This is a genomic window from Paraburkholderia sp. RL17-368-BIF-A (assembly GCF_046054045.1).
Lineage (GTDB): Bacteria > Pseudomonadota > Gammaproteobacteria > Burkholderiales > Burkholderiaceae > Paraburkholderia > Paraburkholderia graminis.
On the sequence record NZ_JARESN010000009.1, the window covers coordinates 91,790 to 112,182 of the forward strand.

A 20,393-nucleotide genomic window follows, 5' to 3' on the forward strand; every position below is an offset into this window, starting at 1 on the left:
CATCGGATAAGATACGGCCCTCGTGGCATTTTCCCGCTTAAAGGAGTGGTTTCAGTGATTCAGCCGAGCAACGTATTCAAGGAAAACCTCGCGCACATGCCTGCAATCGACGGCATTGCGCGTATCGATCTGATCGACGCGCAAGGCGCCGTTGTTGCGAGCATCGAGAACAAGCCGGGCAAACAGGGCTCGCTCGCGGTCTACAACTATCTGCAACAGACGTTCGATGCGCTCGACGCCAAAGCCGCCGAACACGGCCTCGCGGTGTTCGGCGAACATACCGCCGACGCGCGCAACCGGCCCGGCGCTCATCCGAATGTCGATCATCTTCTCGCGATTGCAGCGGGCGCGCCGGCTTTGCGCATCGACGTGATTGCGGCGGACTGAACTGCGTTCGGGCCGCCGTTAACGCGACTTGCTTTAGCGCGCCTTTAACGCGCATTGCTTTAACGACCTTGAAGGCCGTGCGCCGCACGGCCGAATATCGCGCGGTCGGCGAGCCATACGGCGACAAGCGTTGCGCCCATCAACGGAAAAACAATGCCGAGCATGACGAGGCCGGTTTTCCACCCGCGCATCGGCGGTGCGGCTCTTTCCCGCGAAGGCGCGCCGAGCGAGCGCTGCGGTTTGCGCTTCCACCACATCACGCAGCCGCTCACGGCCATCAACGCGAGCCCCAACGAAATCGCGGCGCACAGAATCTGATTGGCGACGCCGAAATAGCGGCCCATATGCAATGACGTGCCGTATGACACCGCTTTCGATACGCCGCCATAGTCGGCATAGCGAATGTCCTTGAGAATCGCGCCGCTGTACTGCTCGATATAGATGGTGCGTTCCAGTTGCGGATCGGCCGGGAAATACGACACGGTATAGACGCCCGTCGGCGATGTCGGCAGCGCGATGTTGTAGCCGCTCGTGACACCGAGCGACGCGGCTTGCCCGACGATGTGGCCGAGCGGCAACGGGGCCGCTGCTTTCGCATCGGCGGAAGCGGGCACAGGCGCATTGCCCACGGCCCAGGGCGTTTGCGGCAGCGGCAAGTCGTCCATCACCATGCCGGGCATGGAGTCCATGTGCGCGGCGTGTTCTACTTGTGCGCCTGGTTTTGTCTTCGCGTCGATCTCTTTGCTCGTGCCCGCAGGCAGCACCGAGCGCAACGGCAAGCCGCCCCACGTGCCAGGCGGAGCGCCGAGATTCGCAGCGGTCGCGAGCGCCTTGAACTGCTGACCCCACGAGCCGGACCACGGCAAACCGGTCAATACGAATGCAAGCGCGCCGAGTGCGAGCCAGATGCCCATGACCGCGTGGATGCTCTTCCACAGCGGCCGGCCCTTTAACGTCAGACGCGGCACGAGTGCATCCCGCACGCGTGTCGTTTCACGCGGCCACCACAGCGCGATGCCGGTGCCGATCATCACGAGCGTCCAGCATGCGGCAAGCTCCATCAGCAATTCGCCCGGTTTGCCGAGCAATAGCTTGCGATGAAGCATGCGGTCGACCTGCATCAAGCGACGCTCGACGCTCAATGTGCCGAGTACTTCTCCGCTATACGGGTTCAGATAGACGCTCTGCTTTTCGCCGTCCGCGAGACGAAAGATGAATTCCGTGCTGCGCTCAGGCGCGTTCGAGATCGCGGCGGTGACGGCGATTGCGTTGGACGGCATCGCCGTACGCGCTCGCGCGAGCAGCGCGTCTTCTGACATGCGCGGCGCCGTTTGCGGTTCGACGACGAGAAGCCGCGGATAAAGCAGCGGCTCGATTTGCGGCTGAAAACAGTACAACGTACCCGTTATTGCCAAGACGATGAGAAACGGCATCACGAAGAGGCCAGCGTAGAAGTGCCATCGCCAGAGCGTGCGATAGCCGCTGCTGGGGCTCGTCGTGCCTAATACGGCGTTATGCGGTGCGATGGTGGACATTGAATCCTCCTGAAGAAGATTGATCTGGTTCTTGCGCTAGAACGCTACGATTGCGCGCTACATGCGCAACTTCGCTTCCAGATAGAACGTGCGTCCTGGGTAAGGGTGATAGACGAAGTAGCGCGCATCGAAAATGTTGTCGACGCCAATGCCGACTTCGCTCAGCTTCGTGGGCCTGAACGTGAACTTCGCGTCCGCCACCGTGTAAGAACTCGTGCCGCCGAATACATCCGGATTCGTGTCGGTATTCGTGAGCGTGTTGTATTGGCGGCCCGAATAGCGCGCGGCGAGTGTCACTGCCGCGCGCTCGTCGAAGCGATAGGTCGCCGCCACATTCACGCGCCATAGCGGAATGCGATAAAAGTATTTGCCGACGCTCGCGGGGTTCTGCGCATTGGCAATGATCTTCGACTGCGTATAAGCGACGCTTGCCAGCAGATCGAGTCCGCGCATGAATACGTTTTCGCCGGCATAGCTCGTTTCCACGCCGCGCGAACGTACCTTGCCGATGTTCTGGAAGTTCGTCACGTTCGGAATCACGGTCGTATCCGTCTGGCTGAAAATCGTGTTCTTCACGTCGTCCTGAAACAGCGAGAAACGGAAGATGCCATTCCAATGCGCCCATTCGGCGGTGAGTTCTTTCGAAAGATCGTCTTCCGGTTTCAGGTTCGGGTTGTTGTTGACGATCGAGGAGCCGTTGATTTGCCCCTGGAACAATTCACTGACCGTGGGAAAGCGATATGCGCGGCCAATCGACGCGCGTAACGTCAGATCGTCGCTCACATCGAATGAAAGCGAAGCCTTCGGCGAGAAGTGCTGCTCACTGGCGTTAGCGAGTGCAACCCTTGTGCCCGGCAACGCTTGCGATCCGTCGTACGCGCGCCAATCTTCGTAACGCACGCCGTAGACGAATTTCCAGCGCGGCAGGAAGCGCCATGCGTCCTGTGCGTAGAGCGCCTGAGTTTGCGTCTTGCCGGCGAATGCGTTGGCGAATGAGGTCGGGGAGCCGTCGCGCCAATTGAGCGTCGAGTAACTTTCGTTGTCGAGAAAGTAATTGTCGTAGTGGTAGCCGAAAGCGAGCGCATGATTCGCGAGACCCGCTTGCGTCGACGCCGGCGTGTAAGTACTGCGCAAGTCGAGTGTCTTCCAGCCGGTGCCGTCGCCGAAGGTCACGGTGCCCGCGCCATTGCCTGGCGCGCCGGAACTTGCAAGACGCGCGACGCTATTACTGACGTCGTAATACGAGGCGATCGCCTCGCCGTTCCAGCCTGTGGCGTTGCGCGTTTTCAGCGTCACGCCATAGAGCCAGTTCTCGCTATGGCCCAGGCTCGGCGCGAATGCGGCAGCGGGAATCGTGTACTCGTAGCCGTTGATTGAAACCTTGCCGCCGTACACCGCGTTGCCGTTCGCGTCGCGCAGAAAACTCGACGTCTCGCTGTTATACGTTTGATGCCAGTAGCCGAGCGTAAAAGCGCCTTGCAGTGTCGGCGTGAAGTCGTACTGCATCTTCAGCTTGAACTGGTCCTGCACGGTGTGCTCGATGCCTTCGCCGTTAATGCCGAGTATGGCGGTCGGCGTATTGGTCTGGTTGTTATAGAAGTACGCTCCTGTAACCGGCGTGTCGCCGGCCTTCGCGGGCGTGCCCGATTTGGCGAGCGTCGCGAATTGCAGCGGCTGGCTCGTGTTTTCCAGATGGTTCACGCCGAGCAGAAACGAGAACTTGCCGATCTGGTTGCCGATAGACGCACTCGCTTCACTGCCGTTGAAATTACGGTTCACACCGTAGAGGCTGAAGTGCTGCGTGAATGCTTTCACGTCGGCTTCGGCCTCGAATTTCTTCGGCATGCGCGTGCTGATCAATACGGTCGCGCCAAGCGAATTGCCCGGATAGAGCGCGGAATACGGGCCATAAATCACATCGACCTGCTGGATCTCGTCGGGAGACACCATCGACCAGCGCGGTGGAAAAGAAAAGTTGTTGCCCAGCAGATTGCTCAGCAGTAACCCGTCCGCATAGACGAGACCGCGCGCACTTTGCGTATTGCTCGTGCCGCGCACTGCGATGATCGAATTCAGATCGCCGATAAAGCGTTTGCGAACCGCGAGATTCGGCATGTACTTCAGCACGTCCTCGGTGTTCGCGACATTCCAGTTGGAGAATTGCTCGCGCGTGACTGTTTCGACCGAAGCCGGCAGATTCGGATCGACGGCGCGGGGCGCGACGCTTTCGTTTGCGGCGCTATTCGCACTCACGCTGACGGCGGGCAGCGTCGTGTCGGCGCTCGCCGTGTCGGCGTGAGCCGGCGCGACCGCTAACGCGGTCATGGCTGGGGGAACGAAGGCGCGCAGCCTTCGCAATGAGAAGATCGACATGAGCGTTTCCTTCATGCATTGAACGGACGATCGCGCACGCCATCGACAGATGCGGCAAATGCGGCCGCATGTGGCTAACGCGGCCACATGTGGTCAATGCACGCAATGCGCGGGCGATCAGGAACAACGACGATCAGGAAACGGAGGGCGGTGCTCTAGGGCGTCCCGAAGGGAACGCGCCGAGTGGTGTGAAGCGGGTGGAGAGAGTGGGCGGCGCCGTGCCTGTCATGACGATGACAACCGGTGGCTGCGCGGCCGCAACCGTGGGCATGGCCACATGATGCTGCAACAGATGACAGTAGCCGCAAGCGCCGAAGGCGTCGTCGTGACTGAGGTGGACGGCCGATGTGTCAGCGCGGCTCGCGTGCTGCATGGCGCCGGGCTGAACGGTTTGCAGCGCCGAACATAGCGCGGCAATCGGCTCCTGCGCGCGGTTGGACACCAGCGTCTGACTCACGACCGGCGCAAACACGACGAGCCACATGGCGATGAGGCCAAGCCAGGCGGTCAGACGGTTGCGGGAGTGTGGAGTCATGGCGATGAGCAGGAAAACGCGGCGATTCTAGCACTGCCACGCACATTTTTCTGCCCGATGTCCGGCATAACGGCGGATTGAAGCCGGAAATCCGCTCATTTCCCGCCGTTACAACGCGGCCGCATCGCTTAATCTGCGTGGTACATGTTGGCCTTTGTGCAACATGGGCGATCCCGCACCTGGACGCCGCACTCGCAACGTTACTGGACTCATGACTCTCACGCAGACGCTCGCCTCTTCAATTGCACAACTCAACCAGCAGGCGATAGCGCTCTACTCGGCGGATGAATTTGCCGCGGCATTATCGACGGTAATGCCCGCGATCGAGCGCGACGAAAGCACGCTCGACGATGCAGCGATTCACGCAATGGCCGACGCGCTGAACATCGCCGGGGCTTCGTCGTGCCGTCTCGGTCACGCGGACGATGCAGAGCGCCATTGGCGCCGATGCCTGCGTATCGCGCCAGGTTATGTCGAAGTGTATGAGAGCTTCGGCGCATTGCTGAAAGCGCGCGGTCGCCTGTCGGCGGCCAAAGCAATTTATCGGCAACTCGTCGCGATGCGGCCCGAGCATGCGGACGCTCACAATCAACTGGGCGCAGTGCTGCATGCGCAAGGCCATCATGAAGAGGCCGAGGTGTCGTATCGGCGTGCGCTTTCCCTTCGCCCGGACCATGCCGAGGCGCACTATAACCACGGCGTCGTATTGCAAACGTTGCGACGCCTGCATGAAGCCGAGGCCGCATATCGCGAGACGCTGCGCCGATTACCGGCGCACGCGCAAGCGCACAACAATCTGGGCAACGTGTTGATGGATCTCGGTCGTGTCGACGAAGCGGACGCGGCTTATCGCGACGCGCTCAGCATCCAGCCGCATTATCCGGAGGCATTGAATAACCTCGCCGGCGCGTTGAAGGCTGCGCAGCGTCTGACCGAAGCCGAACTCGCTTGCCGGCTTGCGTTGACCATGCGCCCCGACTACGCGGAGGCTCACGTCAATCTTGGCGCGGCGCTGACCGATCTTGCACGGCTGCCCGAAGCCGAGTCCGCGTATCGCAAGGCAATCGCGCTTTGCGCCGATTACGCCGAGGCTCATTACAACCTCGGCATCACGCTTTTCAAACTCGAACGCATGGAGGAAGCCGCGGCCGCTTATCGCGAAGCGGTTCGCCTGCGTCCCGACATAGCGCCTGCTCATAACAATCTGGGCTGCGTGCTGCGCCTGCTCGACCGTTTGCCCGAAGCCGTCGACGCTTTCGAACAGGCGCTATCCACTGATCCCGATCTGGCCGAAGCGCATTACAACCTCGGCGCCGCGCTCGCGCAATTGACGCGTCTGCCCGAGGCGGAAAGCGCATACCGTCGCGCACTTTCGTTACGCGCCGATTACGGCGACGCGCGCTTCGGGCTCGCGACATTGCTGCTGAGCATGGGACGTTTCGAGGAAGGCTGGCCGCTTTATGAATGCCGCTATCAGCAGACGGGTTTCGTGCATCGGCAGACTGCTCAGCGGCTATCGTGTCCGCAGTGGCAGGGCGACGCGCTCTCGGGACGATCGTTGCTCGTCTGGCAGGAAGACGGTCTCGGCGACATGCTGCAATTCAGCCGCTATTTCGCGTTACTGAAGGCGCAGGGCGCCGCGCATATCGCGTTTGCATGCGCGCCTGCGTTGCATCGGCTGATGACGCGCATCGACGGTGTGGACTCTGTGCTCGATCACCATACGGCAGCGGCGCGTGCATCCGATTATGATTGCTGGACGAGCCTCTTGAGTGCGCCGCTGCATTTGCGCACAACCATCGATACGATTCCGCGGCCGGTCCGGCTCGCGGCCGAAGAGTCGCTCGTCGAAAAATGGCGGCCTGTGCTCGACGCATTGCCGCCGGGGCGCAAGATCGGTCTCGTGTGGAAGGGCAATGCGAAGCATCATAACGACGCCAATCGTTCGATTCCGTCGCTCGTCACACTCGCACCGTTGTGGAGCGTGGCCGGTCTCAGCTTCGTGAGTCTGCAGAAAGGGCAGGGCGAGGACGAGGCGCGCCACCCGCCACCTGATCAGCCGTTGCTCCACGTTGGTTCGATGGTGACAGATCTTGCCGACAGCGCCGCGATCGTCGCGCAACTCGATCTGGTGATTTGCGTCGACACGTCGATCGCGCATCTCGCTGCGTCGCTCGGCAAACCCTGCTGGGTGATGCTGCCGGAGAAAGATGTGGACTGGCGCTGGATGTACGAGCGCAGCGATTCGCCGTGGTATCCGCACACGCTGCGGCTATTTCGCCGCGAGCGGCGCGAGGAGTGGACCGCGGTTGTCGAAAGAGTGAGACAGGCGTGCGTCGCGCGATTCGGCGTGCGCGAGTAGCCGCTACGCACTCACGAGCGTCATCGAGAAACCGTCCCACCCTTTTGTGCCGACCGTTTGAATCGCAGTGGAGTCGAGGCGCGGATTGCTGCCAAGCAGCCTGAAGAATTCATGCAGGCCGGCTACGTCCGGATCGCTGCTCGCGTGATCGGCAATGCGGCCGCGGCGAATCACGTTATCGCCGACGATCAGTGTGCCGACGCGGCTCAATTGCAGCGACAGGCGCAGGTACTCGGGATAGCTTTTCTTGTCGGCGTCGAGAAAAATCATGTCGAACGGTTCGACGTTATCGGCGACGAACTGCGCGAGCGTTTGCGCCGCGGCGCCCACGACGATCGACGCAACGCCCGACACGCCCGCGCGTTCCAGGTTCGCGCGCGCGACTTCGGCATAGTCGCCGTTTGCTTCGAGAGAGATGAGTTGACCGGTTGGCGGCAGCGCTCTTGCGAGCCAGATCGTGCTATAGCCGCCGAGTGTGCCGACTTCGAGAATGCGCCGCGCGCCGCGTAGTTTCGCGAGCAGATGCAGCAGCTTGCCCTGATTCGGCGCGACGTTGATGGACGGCAAACCCGCCTCGGCACTTGCGCGCAATGCAGCGTCGAGTGACGCGTCCTCGGGTAAAAGGCTGCTTGTCAGATATTCGTCGATCGTATTCCAGAGGTTCTCGTCCATCGTTTCTCCTGCATGGTGTGAACTACTTCGCGCGCTTCGGCTTTGCCTTCGATGCCTTGCTCGATGCCTTGCCCGATTCGTTAAGCGCGATTGCCGCATGAATCAGGGCCTTAAATGCATTCGCGTCGAGTTCCTCGCCTTCGTGAATGTCGATTGCGCGCCTCGCATTGCCGTCGAGACTCGAATTGAAAAGCTTTGCCGGGTCCGCGAGCGAAGCGCCCTTCAGGAACGTCAGCTTCACCGCCGACTTATACGACTCGCCTGTGCAGATGATGCCATCATGCGACCACACAGGCGTGCCCATCCATTTCCATTCTTCGATCACGTCAGGATCGGCTTCGTGGATGAGCTTGCGCACTCTGCTCAAAGTGGCGCCGCGCCAGTCCGCGAGATCGGCAATTCTTTTGTCGATCAGTTCCGAGGCCGGCAATGCTTCCGACGAAGCCGATTTATTCATAGTGCTCTCCTGAGCTTGTTCGGTTCAGAGCCCGAATTGCTTCGCGTACTCGGTATTCAGACGCGGCCATTCGAAATTCATTGCATCGCCGGCGACGATACGTCCCAGCGGATCGCCCGCGAGGAAATGGTCGAGCACGTCGAGGCATATGTGCCAGCCGGCTGCGCCCATCGAGATGAACTTGCGGTCGATGTTGTGCCACAGCGTCAGGCGCGTGCCGTCGCCGAGCGACTCGAGTTGCCAGCGAAGATCGTTCTCGCCCCAGCGGTACTCGAGCAGATTCGGCGCGTCGGCGCGCGTGACTTGCGTCTCCGACACTTGCGGCGTGGGCGTGCCCACTGTCGAAAGCTTGACCGGACCGACCGATGCAAGGCTGTGGTCCGCATCGAACGGCGCCCATTCGCGCAGGCTTTTCGGGTCCGTCAGCGCTTGCCAAACTTTCTCCGGCGAATGACGCAGTTCGCGCACGAGGACGAGCATCCAGCGGTCTCCGTCTTTCTGAACTTCCGCGCCGGCGGCGGGGCCGGGCCTGTATGAATCGCGATTGCTCATCGCTTCTTCTCCTTGCGACGTGGTGCGGGATGAGTCTGGTCGAGATGACGCTCGAGCGCGTCGAGATGAACCGACCAGAAACGGCGGAACGGAGCGAGCCACGCGTCGATCTCCATGAGCGGCTCCGGTTTGATGCGATAGACGCGCCGTTGCGCGTCGACGCGAGACTCGACGAAGCCGGCGTCACGAAGCACACGCAAATGCTTCGAAACAGAGGGCTGCGAGAGATTGAGCTGCTCTTCGATATCGCCCACGGACTGCTCCGACGATGCAAGCAGACTGAGAATGGCGCGGCGGCTCGGCTCGGCAATGATGGCGAAAGTTGAGTCCATGTCGTTTATATACTCCGTGAGGCATATACGTGTCAAGCCGTGGCTGTGGATGCGAAAGCCTCACGATTCGTTTGGTTGGCTCCGGCTTCGCTTCGCTTTCCGCGCCGCCTTCACAAACTCGACGAAGCATTTCACGACCGCATCGTCGCGCGCGGTTTGCCATGCGAGACCGATGCGCCAACTGGCGCCGGGTCCGCGCAACGGCAGCACTCTCGCGTCGCGCAACAAATACTGCACGCGGGACGGCAGAAACGCGGCGCCGACGCCTGCGGCCACGCCGGCCAGCACGGTCTGAATGTCGTCGGTCTGCTGGATCACATTGGGCACGAAACGATGCGCGGCACACCACTGGTCGATCTGCGCGGCGAGGCCCGGACCACGTCCGCGCGCGAGTGCAATGAAGCCCGGCTCGTTCATTTCGTTCAGATCGGAAGGAAGGCGCTTCCAGCGTGCATGCTGCGGAATAGCCAGCCCGAGTGCCTCGTCGAGCATCGCGAATGAGGAGACGCCGCTATCGGCCGGCAAGCGTAGAAAGCCCACTTCGAGCTTGCCGGAAAGAAGCCGCCGCGTTTGCTCCGCCGACGACAGGTCGTTGAGCGTCACGCTGACGTTGGGATAGCGCTTGCGAAAGTCGGCGACCAGTTGCGGGACTTCGGTGAGCGTGGAGAGCCCGAGACCCACGCGCAGAAAACCGCGCGCGCCGCTGCTCGCCTCGCGTGCCCGCGCGAGGATTTCGTCGGCATCGCGAACTAGCGCTTCCGCATCGGCGAGAAAGCCAGCGCCAAAAGTAGTGAGTTCCGCGCCATGCCGGCCACGCTCGAAAAGACGCGCGCCGAGGCTCGCTTCGAGTGCCGCGATCTGCTTGCTAAGAGCGGGTTGACTCACGCATAAAACGTCCGCTGCCTGGCCGAAATGACGCAGCTCGGTGACCGTGAGAAATGCCCGCAGTAGTTTGAGTTCCATTCTTGAAAGTAATCGAATGCACCGAAACTTTCATTTTACGTATGGATGGTAGCGCGGTCCAATGGTGCTGTTCTTATTTCACCGGGCCGTGAAAATGCTGTCTTCGTTCGCTTCGTCGTTTCGGGTTGCATCGGTGCCGCTTGTGTCGTGCCGCGGGCAAGCCGCGCAAAACGTCGCGCGTATCGCGGACTGGTTGACGCTTGCCGCGTCGCGCAACATCGACCTCGTGGTCTTTCCCGAGGCTTGTATCAGCGGATACGCGAGCATGGCGAAGCTGAACCGTGCCGAACTGAATGCGCTTGCTGAACCACTGGATGGTCCTTCCGTGCGCGCGGTCATGGATGCGGTCGAGCGCACTGGCGTCGCGGCTGGTGTGGGACTTATCGAACGCGCGATGGATGGGCAGTTGTTCAACAGCTATCTGGTGTGTCTGCCGGGCGGCGTGCGCTATTGCCACAGAAAGCTGCATGCGTTCGAGCATCCGCGCATTGGCAGCGGCGATCGCTTCACCGTGTTCGATGCGTCAGCGGGCATTCGCATCGGTATCCTGATCGGCGCCGATAACTATGTGGTCGAGAACGTGCGCATGACAGCGCTGATGGGCGCGACGCTGCTGATCGCGCCGCATCGAACGTATGGTGTGAGCGGGGATGGCAGCGAGTGGATGCAGCCGATGTCGATGGAGCAGGCGCTTAACGGCGCGTCGAGCGGGAATGCGGCGCGTTGCAAAGCCGCATGCAGTGCCGAAAAATGGCTATGCCGCTGGCTGCCTGCGCGAGCCGTCGATAACGGAATGTTTGTCGTGTTCAGCAATGGCGCCGACATCGCCGGGCAGCCGAAACGGGCCGGCGCAGCGATGATCGTCGATCCGTTCGGCCGCACATTAGCGGACATGTCGAGCGGCGAAACGACAGGCGGCCTCGTCTATGCCGAACTCGACACGAGGCTGATAGGGGTTAGCCCTGGGCGCGAATGGCTCGGTGCCCGCCGATCGGATCTTTACGGCGCATTGAGCCGCTCTGCGTTAAACGCGACGGACTTCGACGCGCAACGCGTGTCGGCCAAAGGCGCGGTTGCAGTGTCGTTTGCGCAGGTCCGACGCAATCGCGTTATCGGTTGATGCGACCCGCGCCAGAACACCTATTCCGCGATTGAAAAGCGCGCCGGACGGCTTTGCGTCGATTTCGTGGGGCGCTCGATGCGCGCCGTCGCGCCTCGGATGAACAGCACCGCGCACACCGCAACCATCGCCCAAATGCAGAGAATTACCGTCAAAGCGCTCATTTCGTGTCTCGAACGTTATAGAAGTGCTGTCGTTATCGTTGGCTGTACTGTGTTGCCAGCCGGTCAGTGCATCGTGGGTTGGTCGTCGCCGGCGGAAAGAATCTCGTCGATCAAATGCGTGGCCAATCCAAGCTGCTTTTCCAGCGAAGCACGCGCTGCGTGCGCCGCTCGTTCATCTCCCCGCGCCGCTGCATTGTACGTCTGCGTCGCGAGGCGCAACACATTTTGCGAAGCGAGATGCAGGTCGTGCATGGTGCCCGTGTCGCCAGCGGGCGCGGGGCTCGCTTCGGCTGCCGTCAATTCGGGCAGATTTTCGTCGAACGGGCGATCCGGGCGGTCCGGACGATTCGGGCGATGGCGGGAAGACATCTGAGGCTCCTGGCGCGATTGGCACGAAAACAGTGTGCGCCGGGCGAGCGAACTTCAATTGGTCGAATAGAAGGCGTTTTTAAGGGCAATCGCGGGCATGGGCGGGCTGAGGGTTTTCGTCTGTAGAAAGCATGGCTTTCAAGTGCGCTGCACCAACGCATTGCAGCTACGTAGACAAAGCGCGTTCACACGCGCTTTGTGATCTGCAAAAACGCGTGATGCCAACGTTACCGATAAGCAGATTAGATGGCTTTATGGGCCGCTTTAGGCGCTTGATCGACGCGCGCCAAATCTACAATGACAGCCACATTAGCGTTGGAGACCCGCGATGTCCGGTCGCACACAGACCCGCATTCCCTGCATGTTGATTCGCGGCGGCACGTCGAAGGGCGCGTTTTTCATGGCGTCAGATCTGCCCGCCGATCCAGTCGAGCGCGACCGTGTTCTGCTCGCCGTGATGGGTTCGCCCGACCCGCGGCAGATCGACGGTATCGGCGGCGCCGATCCGCTGACGAGCAAGGTCGCGATCATTTCCCGCTCGTCGCGCGAGGACGCCGACGTCGACTATCTGTTTGCGCAAGTTGTCGTCAACGAGGCGCGCGTCGATTTCGGTCAGAATTGCGGCAACATTCTCGCGGGCGTCGGGCCGTATGCGATCGAGCGCGGACTCGTCAAAGCGGAAGAAGGCAGCACGCGTGTGGCCATTCACATGGTGAACACCGGTCAGATTGCAGTGGCCACAGTCAGCACGCCGGATTGTCGCGTGACGTATGAAGGCGACGCGCGCATCGACGGCGTGCCTGGCGGCGCCGCGCCGATTCCACTCGAATTCAGGGACACGGCCGGTTCGACATGCGGCGCGCTTTTGCCGACGGGTCAATTGAAGGACACCGTTGAAGGCGTGGAGGTGACGTGCATCGACAACGGCATGCCGCTTGTGCTGATGCGCGCGCGCGACCTGCAACGCAGCGGTTACGAAACGCGCGAGGAACTGGATGCCGACGAGGAACTGAAGGCGCGCATCGAAAAAATCCGCCTGGCCGTAGGCCCGATGATGAACCTCGGCGACGTGAGCACGCGCACTGTGCCGAAGATGTGTCTCGTCGCCGAACCGCGCGATGGCGGCACCATCTCCACGCGCAGCTTTATTCCGCACCGCTGCCATGCGTCGATTGGCGTGCTCGGCGCGGTCAGCGTGGCAACCGCTGCTGTGTTGCCGGGAACTGTCTGCGACGGCCTTGCAAACGTCGATGCGGAAGGCGCGCGCAAGCAGGTGTCCGTCGAGCATCCGACTGGCGAGTTCACTGTCGAACTCACACTCGGCGGCGAGCGCGATCGTCCCGTGGTGTTGAGCGCGGCGTTGCTGCGTACCGCGCGCTGGTTGTTCGACGGCGTGGTCGGCATTCCTGCTTCGGTGTGGGAACAAAGAGGTTCTTTATAAACTGAACGGCCGCTAGTTCGTCGTGGCGGTGCTGACGGTACGCGTAACGTCCACGACCGACAGACGAATCGCGTCGATCAGCGCGCGAGCCGCCGGCGACGGCGTACCCGCCGCGCGCAGCGTCAGCCCTATGTCGCGGCGCGTATTGTGAAGCGGCACGTCGAGCACCGCGAGCTGGCCCGTTTGCACTTCGTAGTGCAACTGCTGCGCCGACAGCGCCGCAACCATGTCGGTGCCCAGCAGCAGGCCGCGAATCACCGCGAGATCAGCGGTTTCGACGGTAGGCAGCGGCGGCCTGATTTTCATCCGCTTGAATTGCGCTTCGAATAGCGCGCGAGCCGGCGCGTGGCTGCGCGGCAGAATCCATTGCACGTCGCGCAAATCGGCGATACGCGGCTCATGCGCGCGCGTGAGCGGGTGATCGCGGCGCACGAGAAGCACCATGTCTTCCGACATCAGGCGCTCGTTCCGCAGGCCACTGGTCGCGTCGTTTTCGCGCAGTGCGCCGAGAATGAAGTCGATGTCGCCCGCTCGCAGACCCGCCACTAACGCTTCATAGGCGCTTTCGTCGGTGACGACACGCACGCCTGGATTTTCCGCGCTCATCTTCGCGATGGCTTTCGGCAGGATCAGCGTGCGTCCGAGCGGCAATGCGCCGACGGTCACCGCGCCCTGGATATTGCCGCGCAATGCGGCGATATCGTCGGGTACGTGGCGCAGTTCGTTCAATGCGCGGCGCACGTGCAGCAGAAAAGTTTCGCCTTCCGTCGTGAGCAGAATACCGCGCGGGCTTCTATGAAAGAGGCTCAAACTCGAGCCGCTTTCCAGTACGCGGATCGCGGTACTCACGGCAGGCTGGCTGATGCCGAACGTCTTCGCGGCGCTCGGCATATGACGATGCCGTGCCAGCGCGACGAAGATTTGCAGCCGCCGCGTGTTCAGCAAATACGCGGGCAACGCGCCCTCAGCAGCGGGCCGGCGACGCGTCTGGCGCGCGGCGCACCATTGCGCGAGTTCTTCGAGCTCCGCAAAAATCCGCTCGCAGCGAAGCAGGACCGCGCGCCCGACCGGCGTGGGCAACATGCCCGAAGGACCACGATCGAAGAGCGGTTCGCCGAGCGCCGATTCGAGTTCCTGCACTGATCGCGTGACCGCCGATTGCGCGCGAAACAGCGCAGCCGCCGCACGCGTCGCGCTGCCCCTGTCGGCGACGAGGCGAAACGCGCGTAGTTGCGCGAGGTTGAGGAGGTCTTTCGTATTCGCGGGCCTAGTGCGCATGGCGGCGCTTGCGGACGTAGGCGTGGTTCCTTGCGCGGTGCCCTGGTTCCTCACGCGACGCGGCGCTGCGTTCTGAGTCATGCCGCGCCCGCGATCAGGTGCAAAGCCGGCAGCGACAGATTGAGGCTTTCCTTCGAGATGTGCGTGTGTTCCTTCATCAACGCCTCCACGCGCGCGCCTTCACCTTTCTTCAACGCGTCCGCGATCGCATGATGCTGGCGGTGCGCGTACATCAGCATCATGAACTGGCGCTCGCGCGCGGCTTCGTCGAATGCGATGGTGAACGGCGAGACGAACGGAATCTTGTCGTTCAGGCTCAGCGCGGCGCTCACCGCTGCGTTTTGCGCGGCTTCGATGATGAGCGAGTGAAAGCGCCCGTTCATGTCGGCATAACGCACGTCGTCGCCGGGTTTCAGTTGGCCGTTGCGGAAGATTTCGTCGCCCTCGCGCAGGCAGTCGTCGAGTGCGGCGGCGAGCGCTGCGCCCACGCCGCCCTCGGCAACCGAACGCGCGGCGAGACCTTCGAGCACGCCGCGCACGTCGATCGCATTCAACACGTCGCGCACGCTGAAACGGCGCACCACATAACCGCGCGCGCCGGAGCGATCGAGCAGTCCTTCGGATGACAAGACGCTGAGCGCATAACGCAGCGGCGTTCGCGACACGCCGAGCCATTGCGCGAGTTGCGCTTCGACGAGCCGTTGTCCGGGCGACAGTTCGCCTGCCAGGATTTTCTCGCGTAAGGTCTGAACAATGGCCTGCTGAGTGGTTTCGTTCATCGTCGTCTACTCGTTGGACGTCGTCCAGTATAGCCACGCGAGCCGGGTTGCACCACGCTTCGAAAGCGTCTTGCGAGTTGGTTTTATGGCCATCTAATTTGTTTATTGGCGGCCATTCCAGAAATGCGGTTGCGAAGTCAGCTTAGATCCGTTCGGGATACCAAAGCGGCCCGGCATCATGCGGCTCGCGGGTCATTGCATGAAGACGGAAGGGCTCTCGCACTCCACTGGTAGCCACAATTCTGCTCATCTCGCGCGTTTACCCGTACTTCCCGAGAGCCCCCACAATTCCTATCTTCGTATCCCAAGACGGTTGCCAACGCTTCTTTCGTGTTCCCGGCAACCTATCCGATTCGCACACAGCAATAGCGCAGCACGAAGTAACGGAAGACAAACGAAATGGCAAGGATCATTGGCGGCATCGGCACTTCGCATGTGCCGACTATCGGCATGGCGTACGACAAGGGCAAGCAGAACGATCCGGCATGGGCGCCGCTTTTCAAGGGCTATGAACCTGTGGCGAGCTGGCTCGCAGAGCGCAAGCCGGACGCGATGGTGATGTTCTACAACGACCACGCGAACAGCTTTTTCTTCGACTGCTATCCGACCTTTGCACTGGGCGTATCGGCCACTCATGAATTCGCGGACGAGGGCGCGGGAAAACGTCCGCTTCCGGATATAGCGGGCCACCCCGACCTCGCGATTCACATTGCCGAGCAACTGGTCAACGACGAGTTCGATCTCACGATATTCCAGGATCGTCCGCTCGATCATGGCTGCAATTCGCCGCTTTCATTGATGTTGCCGCATGCGGGCGGCTGGCCGCTTGCGCTCGTGCCGATAGAGGTCAACGTGCTGCAGTATCCGCTGCCGACCGCGAACCGCTGCTATCGGCTCGGACAGGCACTGCGCCGCGCGATCGAATCGTATGAAGCGGACCTTGATGTCGTGGTGGTCGGCACGGGCGGTCTCTCGCATCAGGTGCACGGCGAGCGCAGCGGCTTTAACAACACCGAATGGGACATGGAGTTTCTGGACCTGATCGTTCACGAACCAGAGCGTCTGGCCGCGATGAAGCATGTCGACTATGTGCGCCTGGGCGGCGCGGAAAGCGTCGAAACGATCATGTGGCTCGCGATGCGCGGCGCGCTCGGGCCAACGGTGCGCGAGCTACATCGCAACTATTACCTGGCGACCAGCACGGCAATGGCCGTCACGATTTACGAAGACGAGGTGGCGCAATGAATCCGCAATTGATCGGCGTCGAAGAACTGACCGGCACCTATCCGTTCGACATTCGCCAGAGCATGAAGGCCATGCGGCTGAACCGCTTCTTCTGGCAAATGCGCGAGGCTGCGGCGCGCACGCTGTGGCTCGAGAACCGCGAGGCGGCTTACGACGCGGCACGGCTAACACCGGAGGAGCGCACGCTCGTCGATAACGCCGACTGGATCGGCCTGATTCGCTACGGCGTGTGCTTCTTCGTGCTGGAGAAATTCGCGCGCGTCGTGAAGATCACGAATCTTGGGATGTACGCAAGCATGCGAGGCGAAACGCTCGAAGCGTTTCTGAAGACGCGCAAGGTCCCGGAAGCCGTGTAGCGCGCTCGACACGGCGCCCGCTGCAGGCGCATTTAATTCGGATACCAGAACAAAACCCGGCTTCCATTGAAAGCCGGGACGGGAAACTATTTTCTTCGGAGACAAGCATGAAATCTGCAGAATCAGTCGACATCAAGGCGTTTATCGACGCGCGCAAGGTGTCGCCCTATCAATGGCTCGTCCTCGTTCTGTGCTTTGTGATCGTCATGATGGACGGCCTCGATACGGCCGTGATGGGTTTCGTCGCGCCCGTCATCATGCATGACTGGAGCGTGAGCCGTACCGCGTTTGGTCCGGTGATGAGCGCTGCGATGGTCGGCCTCGCGGTCGGCGCATTGGCCGCGGGTCCGATTGCCGATCGCATCGGGCGCAAGAAGGTATTGATCGCTTCGGTATTCTGCTTCGGCTTTTTCAGCCTGATCTGCGCGTTCGCCGAAACGCCAGTACAGCTCGTCGTATTGCGTTTTCTCACTGGCCTCGGACTCGGCGCGGCCATGCCGAATTCGACGACGCTGCTTTCCGAATACGTGCCGTCGCGCAGCCGTTCGCTGCTGCTCACCATCATGTTTACGGGCTTCAATTTCGGCTCGGGAGCGGGCGGCTTCGTCGCGGCCTCGCTGATTCCGCACTACGGCTGGCGCTCGGTGTTCATGTTCGGCGGCATCCTGCCGATCGTGAGCGTGCCGCTTTTGTTGTGGCTCTTGCCCGAGTCCGCTCGCCTGATGCTGGTGCGCAAGATGCCGAACGAACGTATCGCGGCGACGCTCGGACGCGTCTGCGGCCACCTGTTCGACAAGGACGTGCGTTTCACGGCGCCCGAACCCGTGGTTGCGGCAAAGGCGCCGGTGCGCATGTTATTCGCCGATGGTTACGCGCTCAGCACGCTGATGCTGTGGCTCACGTATTTCATGGGCCTTCTCATCATTTATCTGTTGACCGGCTGGCTGCCGACGCTGATCAAGGACGCCGGCTTGCCCGTCGAACGAGCGGCTGCGATCACCGGCATGTTCCAGTTGGGCGGCACGATTGGCGCCGTCGCGGTGGGCTTCGCGATGGACCGTCTCGATCGCAACGGAGTGATTGGCGCGGCATATCTGCTTGGCGGCGTGTTTATCTTCGCGCTCGGCATGGGCACACTGAAGTCGAGTTTGTTGCCGGTTCTCGTCACGTGTGCGGGCTTCTTCATGAGCGGGGCGCAGACGGGGCTCAATGCACTCGCGCCAAGCTGCTATCCGACCCGCGCTCGCGCAACCGGCGTGAGCTGGATGCTCGGCTTTGGGCGGCTCGGCGGCATTCTCGGTTCGCTCGTGGGCGGCGCGTTGCTGTCGCTCGGATTCAGCTTCCAGGTCGTGTTTTCCGTGCTTGCGGTTCCCGCCATTATCGCGGCCGTGGCAATCGGGATGAACCGGCTTGCCTTGCGTTTCATTACCAGTCCGGTTGCCGACGCATAGATCTGTTTTGCAGTGAGTGGCGAGAACTTGCGGCGTTCAGCTTGCGCCTCCGTTCTTGTATCGAACGCGAACACAGCGCGCTTACTACATCTACTGCGCGTTTATCCGGGAGCAGACATGGACGGCAATTTGAGTGCAAGCACGAGCGAGTTCAAGAGAACAGATCTTTCGTCCCGGTGGACGTGGCGCAATCGTCACGCAATGATTCGCGCGGGCGTGGCGGGCGGATTGCTCGGCGCGGTGATCATCTGGATTTACGAGGCGTTGATCTGGGTCGGCGCGCAGCATCTGATGCCGCTCGCCGGCATTCCGCGCAACGCAACGGGTCTCGTATTCGGCAAAGGCGTGCAGGAGTCGATCGGTATATGGGCCTACGTAGTGGGCACGGGTATTCATTTCGTGTTCGCGATTGCATGGGGCGTGCTGTTCTCCGCCGTCTGGCCATACTTTCGCCGACGCGGCATTGAAGCGACGCTCGTCGCACTCTTCTATGCGGTGCTCGCGTGGATCGTCATGCACGTGGCCATCATGATCGCTTCAGATAATCACCCGAACTACTACGACCCCGCGGTGATTATCGGCGGCTTTATGTCTCACATCTTCTTCACCGTGCCGCTTGCATTGACGGTGAAGCGCCGGTTCGAAAGAGAAGCGCAAAAAAGTATTTCAACAAAGACGTAGCAATTGGGGATCTGGAGAATGAAAAGAAGTCTCAGGGGAATTGACGTCGCGCTATTCGGCGCGGCACTGGCGGCCTCAGTGCCGGCCTTCGCGCAAAGCAGCGTGACGTTGTACGGTATCGTCGATAACGGCCTTTCCTATACCAGCAATCAGACATCCACGCTGGGCTCGACGAGCGGCGGCAAATCCGCTGTCAAGTTCACGCCGGGTGTATGGGCCGGCAGCCGCTTTGGCCTTAAAGGCGGGGAAGATCTCGGCGGCAACACGAAGGTTATTTTCCAGCTTGAATCAGGCTTTAACTCGGGGACGGGCGCGCAGCAATACAGCAATGCGATGTTCGGCCGCCAGGCCTGGGTCGGCGTTACCAATCCCGCGTACGGTACTTTTACGGCGGGTCGCCAATATGCGTCGTACTACCAGATGCTGTCGCCGTATAGTCCGACGACCTGGCTCACCGGCTACTATGGCGCGCATCCTGGCGACGTCGACGGTCTCGATACGATTTACCGCGCGAACAACACGCTCGAATATACGTCGCCGAAACTGTACGGTCTGACTGTGAGCGGTTCGTATTCTCTCGGCGGCGTGGCCGGCAGCACGAACCGCGGCTCGACGTGGTCGACTGCGGCGCAATATGCGTTGGGTCCGATCGGCCTCGCGGTCGGCTTCTCGCGGATCAACAACTCGACGCTCGGCGGCGGCACATGGGGCGCGGATTCCACGACGACGAACGGCGGCTCACAGATCGGCGTATCCGCGGTGACGAACGGCTATCAGACCGCGCAGGCGCAGCAGCGTTTCGCAGTGGGCGGCGGTTATACGTTTAACAGCGCGTGGGACGCCACGGCGACCTATACGAACGTGCAGTACATTCCGGGCACAGGCTCGAAATTCCACGACACGGCAATCTTCAATACAGGCGGTCTCGTGTTGCACTGGAAGCCGATGGTCGCGTGGGATTTCGGCGCGGGCTACAGCTACACGCGCGCGACACGAGCGAACGGTATTGAAGACAGCGCGCAGTATCACCAGTTCAACCTGTCACAGTACTACTCGCTTTCAAAACGCACCGGTCTTTACGCGCTGGAAGCGTATCAACATGCGAAGGGGAAGACGCTCGGCACGAATGGGGCTGGGCAGATCATCGACGCCACCGCGACGCTCGGCGACGGCTACAACACCGCGCCGTCGACGACCGGCAATCAGTTCGCTTTCGGCGTGGGCATCATTCACCGCTTCTGACGAATGGATTGAGTTTGTTGTCGTTTGAAAAGCCGGGCTGCATGCATGACCTCCATGCGTCAGCCCGGCTTTTTTGTTGTCGCGGAACAGTAATTGCTC

Annotated in this window: 20 protein-coding genes; 9 read left to right on the forward strand and 11 right to left on the reverse strand. The window is 61.3% G+C overall.

Annotated elements, in window-relative coordinates; translation table 11 throughout:
• The first annotated feature begins 54 nt into the window (after positions 1 to 54).
• A complete protein-coding gene (locus tag P0D87_RS17360; protein WP_053860113.1) occupies positions 55 to 387 on the forward strand; it encodes a DUF2322 family protein in 333 nt (110 codons plus the stop codon).
• Between the two features lie 59 nt (positions 388 to 446).
• On the opposite strand, the gene P0D87_RS17365 is transcribed toward P0D87_RS17360, so the two are convergent.
• The 3 genes from P0D87_RS17365 to P0D87_RS17375 form a co-directional block, all read right to left on the reverse strand.
• A complete protein-coding gene (locus P0D87_RS17365; RefSeq protein ID WP_053860114.1) occupies positions 447 to 1,922 on the reverse strand; it encodes a PepSY-associated TM helix domain-containing protein in 1,476 nt (491 codons plus the stop codon).
• 57 nt (positions 1,923 to 1,979) lie between these two features.
• On the reverse strand, positions 1,980 to 4,295 hold the full coding sequence (locus P0D87_RS17370; protein WP_149029237.1) for a TonB-dependent receptor: 2,316 nt from the start codon (positions 4,293 to 4,295) through the stop codon (positions 1,980 to 1,982).
• A gap of 133 nt (positions 4,296 to 4,428) precedes the next feature.
• Positions 4,429 to 4,830, reverse strand: coding sequence for a DUF2946 domain-containing protein (locus P0D87_RS17375; RefSeq protein WP_029970176.1), 402 nt, complete (start codon positions 4,828 to 4,830; stop codon positions 4,429 to 4,431).
• A 211-nt stretch (positions 4,831 to 5,041) separates the two neighbouring features.
• On the opposite strand from P0D87_RS17375, the gene P0D87_RS17380 reads away from it, so the two are divergent.
• Positions 5,042 to 7,192, forward strand: coding sequence for a tetratricopeptide repeat protein (locus P0D87_RS17380; RefSeq protein ID WP_053860116.1), 2,151 nt, complete (start codon positions 5,042 to 5,044; stop codon positions 7,190 to 7,192).
• 3 nt (positions 7,193 to 7,195) lie between these two features.
• On the opposite strand, the gene P0D87_RS17385 is transcribed toward P0D87_RS17380, so the two are convergent.
• From P0D87_RS17385 to P0D87_RS17405, 5 genes are read right to left on the reverse strand one after another with little or no spacing between them, the layout of a single operon-like run.
• Entirely contained in the window at positions 7,196 to 7,864 is a 669-nt protein-coding gene (locus P0D87_RS17385; RefSeq protein WP_053860117.1) for an O-methyltransferase, read from the reverse strand.
• A gap of 22 nt (positions 7,865 to 7,886) precedes the next feature.
• Positions 7,887 to 8,321 carry a DUF1801 domain-containing protein gene (locus tag P0D87_RS17390; protein WP_053860118.1) on the reverse strand — a complete coding sequence of 145 codons (435 nt, stop codon included), beginning with the start codon at positions 8,319 to 8,321 and terminating at the stop codon, positions 7,887 to 7,889.
• 24 nt (positions 8,322 to 8,345) lie between these two features.
• A complete protein-coding gene (locus P0D87_RS17395; protein WP_053860119.1) occupies positions 8,346 to 8,873 on the reverse strand; it encodes an SRPBCC family protein in 528 nt (175 codons plus the stop codon).
• Complete coding sequence (locus tag P0D87_RS17400) at positions 8,870 to 9,205, reverse strand: ArsR/SmtB family transcription factor (protein WP_029970184.1); 336 nt, start codon at positions 9,203 to 9,205, stop codon at positions 8,870 to 8,872. The genes P0D87_RS17395 and P0D87_RS17400 overlap by 4 nt, the downstream gene beginning before the upstream one ends.
• 60 nt (positions 9,206 to 9,265) lie before the next feature.
• Positions 9,266 to 10,168, reverse strand: coding sequence for a LysR family transcriptional regulator (locus tag P0D87_RS17405; RefSeq protein ID WP_053860120.1), 903 nt, complete (start codon positions 10,166 to 10,168; stop codon positions 9,266 to 9,268).
• A gap of 94 nt (positions 10,169 to 10,262) precedes the next feature.
• On the opposite strand from P0D87_RS17405, the gene P0D87_RS17410 reads away from it, so the two are divergent.
• Positions 10,263 to 11,288: a nitrilase family protein gene (locus tag P0D87_RS17410; RefSeq protein ID WP_321175822.1), complete on the forward strand. Its 1,026-nt coding sequence runs from the start codon at positions 10,263 to 10,265 to the stop codon at positions 11,286 to 11,288.
• A gap of 227 nt (positions 11,289 to 11,515) precedes the next feature.
• Here the strand turns inward: P0D87_RS17410 and P0D87_RS17415 are convergent, their stop codons facing one another.
• Complete coding sequence (locus tag P0D87_RS17415) at positions 11,516 to 11,821, reverse strand: hypothetical protein (protein WP_029970189.1); 306 nt, start codon at positions 11,819 to 11,821, stop codon at positions 11,516 to 11,518.
• A 328-nt stretch (positions 11,822 to 12,149) separates the two neighbouring features.
• Between P0D87_RS17415 and P0D87_RS17420 the strand changes: the two genes are divergently transcribed.
• A complete protein-coding gene (locus P0D87_RS17420) occupies positions 12,150 to 13,262 on the forward strand; it encodes a 4-oxalomesaconate tautomerase (protein ID WP_053860122.1) in 1,113 nt (370 codons plus the stop codon).
• A 12-nt stretch (positions 13,263 to 13,274) separates the two neighbouring features.
• Here the strand turns inward: P0D87_RS17420 and P0D87_RS17425 are convergent, their stop codons facing one another.
• Positions 13,275 to 14,540 carry a LysR family transcriptional regulator gene (locus tag P0D87_RS17425; protein WP_053860824.1) on the reverse strand — a complete coding sequence of 422 codons (1,266 nt, stop codon included), beginning with the start codon at positions 14,538 to 14,540 and terminating at the stop codon, positions 13,275 to 13,277.
• A 77-nt stretch (positions 14,541 to 14,617) separates the two neighbouring features.
• Positions 14,618 to 15,319, reverse strand: a complete 702-nt coding sequence (locus tag P0D87_RS17430; protein ID WP_053860123.1) for a GntR family transcriptional regulator — start codon at positions 15,317 to 15,319, stop codon at positions 14,618 to 14,620.
• Between the two features lie 399 nt (positions 15,320 to 15,718).
• Between P0D87_RS17430 and P0D87_RS17435 the strand changes: the two genes are divergently transcribed.
• The 5 genes from P0D87_RS17435 to P0D87_RS17455 all read left to right on the forward strand — a co-directional run bounded on the left by P0D87_RS17435 (position 15,719) and on the right by P0D87_RS17455 (position 20,294).
• The gene (locus tag P0D87_RS17435) at positions 15,719 to 16,564 is read left to right on the forward strand and encodes a gallate dioxygenase (protein ID WP_029970193.1); all 846 of its coding nucleotides are present in this window, start codon (positions 15,719 to 15,721) and stop codon (positions 16,562 to 16,564) included.
• Positions 16,561 to 16,920 (forward strand): protocatechuate 3,4-dioxygenase, encoded by a 360-nt coding sequence (locus P0D87_RS17440; protein ID WP_053860124.1) that lies wholly within the window; start codon positions 16,561 to 16,563, stop codon positions 16,918 to 16,920. Before P0D87_RS17435 ends, P0D87_RS17440 begins: the two co-directional genes overlap by 4 nt.
• A 107-nt stretch (positions 16,921 to 17,027) precedes the next feature.
• A complete protein-coding gene (locus P0D87_RS17445) occupies positions 17,028 to 18,371 on the forward strand; it encodes an MFS transporter (RefSeq protein ID WP_053860125.1) in 1,344 nt (447 codons plus the stop codon).
• Positions 18,372 to 18,488: 117 nt separating this feature from the next.
• Complete coding sequence (locus tag P0D87_RS17450) at positions 18,489 to 19,052, forward strand: hypothetical protein (RefSeq protein WP_171800027.1); 564 nt, start codon at positions 18,489 to 18,491, stop codon at positions 19,050 to 19,052.
• A gap of 18 nt (positions 19,053 to 19,070) precedes the next feature.
• The gene (locus tag P0D87_RS17455; protein WP_053860126.1) at positions 19,071 to 20,294 is read left to right on the forward strand and encodes a porin; all 1,224 of its coding nucleotides are present in this window, start codon (positions 19,071 to 19,073) and stop codon (positions 20,292 to 20,294) included.
• The last annotated feature ends 99 nt before the right edge of the window (positions 20,295 to 20,393 follow it).

Bases quoted from the DNA above. Each gene is read 5' to 3' on its own strand.
- P0D87_RS17440 (WP_053860124.1), top strand. From the start codon at position 16,561: ATGAATCCGCAATTGATCGGCGTCGAAGAACTGACCGGCACCTATCCG.
- P0D87_RS17395 (WP_053860119.1), bottom strand. From the start codon at position 8,873: ATGAGCAATCGCGATTCATACAGGCCCGGCCCCGCCGCCGGCGCGGAA.
- P0D87_RS17385 (WP_053860117.1), bottom strand. From the start codon at position 7,864: ATGGACGAGAACCTCTGGAATACGATCGACGAATATCTGACAAGCAGC.
- P0D87_RS17455 (WP_053860126.1), top strand. From the start codon at position 19,071: ATGAAAAGAAGTCTCAGGGGAATTGACGTCGCGCTATTCGGCGCGGCA.
- P0D87_RS17420 (WP_053860122.1), top strand. From the start codon at position 12,150: ATGTCCGGTCGCACACAGACCCGCATTCCCTGCATGTTGATTCGCGGC.
- P0D87_RS17425 (WP_053860824.1), bottom strand. From the start codon at position 14,540: ATGCGCACTAGGCCCGCGAATACGAAAGACCTCCTCAACCTCGCGCAA.
- P0D87_RS17445 (WP_053860125.1), top strand. From the start codon at position 17,028: ATGAAATCTGCAGAATCAGTCGACATCAAGGCGTTTATCGACGCGCGC.
- P0D87_RS17375 (WP_029970176.1), bottom strand. From the start codon at position 4,830: ATGACTCCACACTCCCGCAACCGTCTGACCGCCTGGCTTGGCCTCATC.
- P0D87_RS17435 (WP_029970193.1), top strand. From the start codon at position 15,719: ATGGCAAGGATCATTGGCGGCATCGGCACTTCGCATGTGCCGACTATC.
- P0D87_RS17365 (WP_053860114.1), bottom strand. From the start codon at position 1,922: ATGTCCACCATCGCACCGCATAACGCCGTATTAGGCACGACGAGCCCC.
- P0D87_RS17450 (WP_171800027.1), top strand. From the start codon at position 18,489: ATGGACGGCAATTTGAGTGCAAGCACGAGCGAGTTCAAGAGAACAGAT.
- P0D87_RS17415 (WP_029970189.1), bottom strand. From the start codon at position 11,821: ATGTCTTCCCGCCATCGCCCGAATCGTCCGGACCGCCCGGATCGCCCG.
- P0D87_RS17410 (WP_321175822.1), top strand. From the start codon at position 10,263: ATGCTGTCTTCGTTCGCTTCGTCGTTTCGGGTTGCATCGGTGCCGCTT.
- P0D87_RS17380 (WP_053860116.1), top strand. From the start codon at position 5,042: ATGACTCTCACGCAGACGCTCGCCTCTTCAATTGCACAACTCAACCAG.
- P0D87_RS17405 (WP_053860120.1), bottom strand. From the start codon at position 10,168: ATGGAACTCAAACTACTGCGGGCATTTCTCACGGTCACCGAGCTGCGT.
- P0D87_RS17400 (WP_029970184.1), bottom strand. From the start codon at position 9,205: ATGGACTCAACTTTCGCCATCATTGCCGAGCCGAGCCGCCGCGCCATT.
- P0D87_RS17370 (WP_149029237.1), bottom strand. From the start codon at position 4,295: ATGTCGATCTTCTCATTGCGAAGGCTGCGCGCCTTCGTTCCCCCAGCC.
- P0D87_RS17430 (WP_053860123.1), bottom strand. From the start codon at position 15,319: ATGAACGAAACCACTCAGCAGGCCATTGTTCAGACCTTACGCGAGAAA.
- P0D87_RS17390 (WP_053860118.1), bottom strand. From the start codon at position 8,321: ATGAATAAATCGGCTTCGTCGGAAGCATTGCCGGCCTCGGAACTGATC.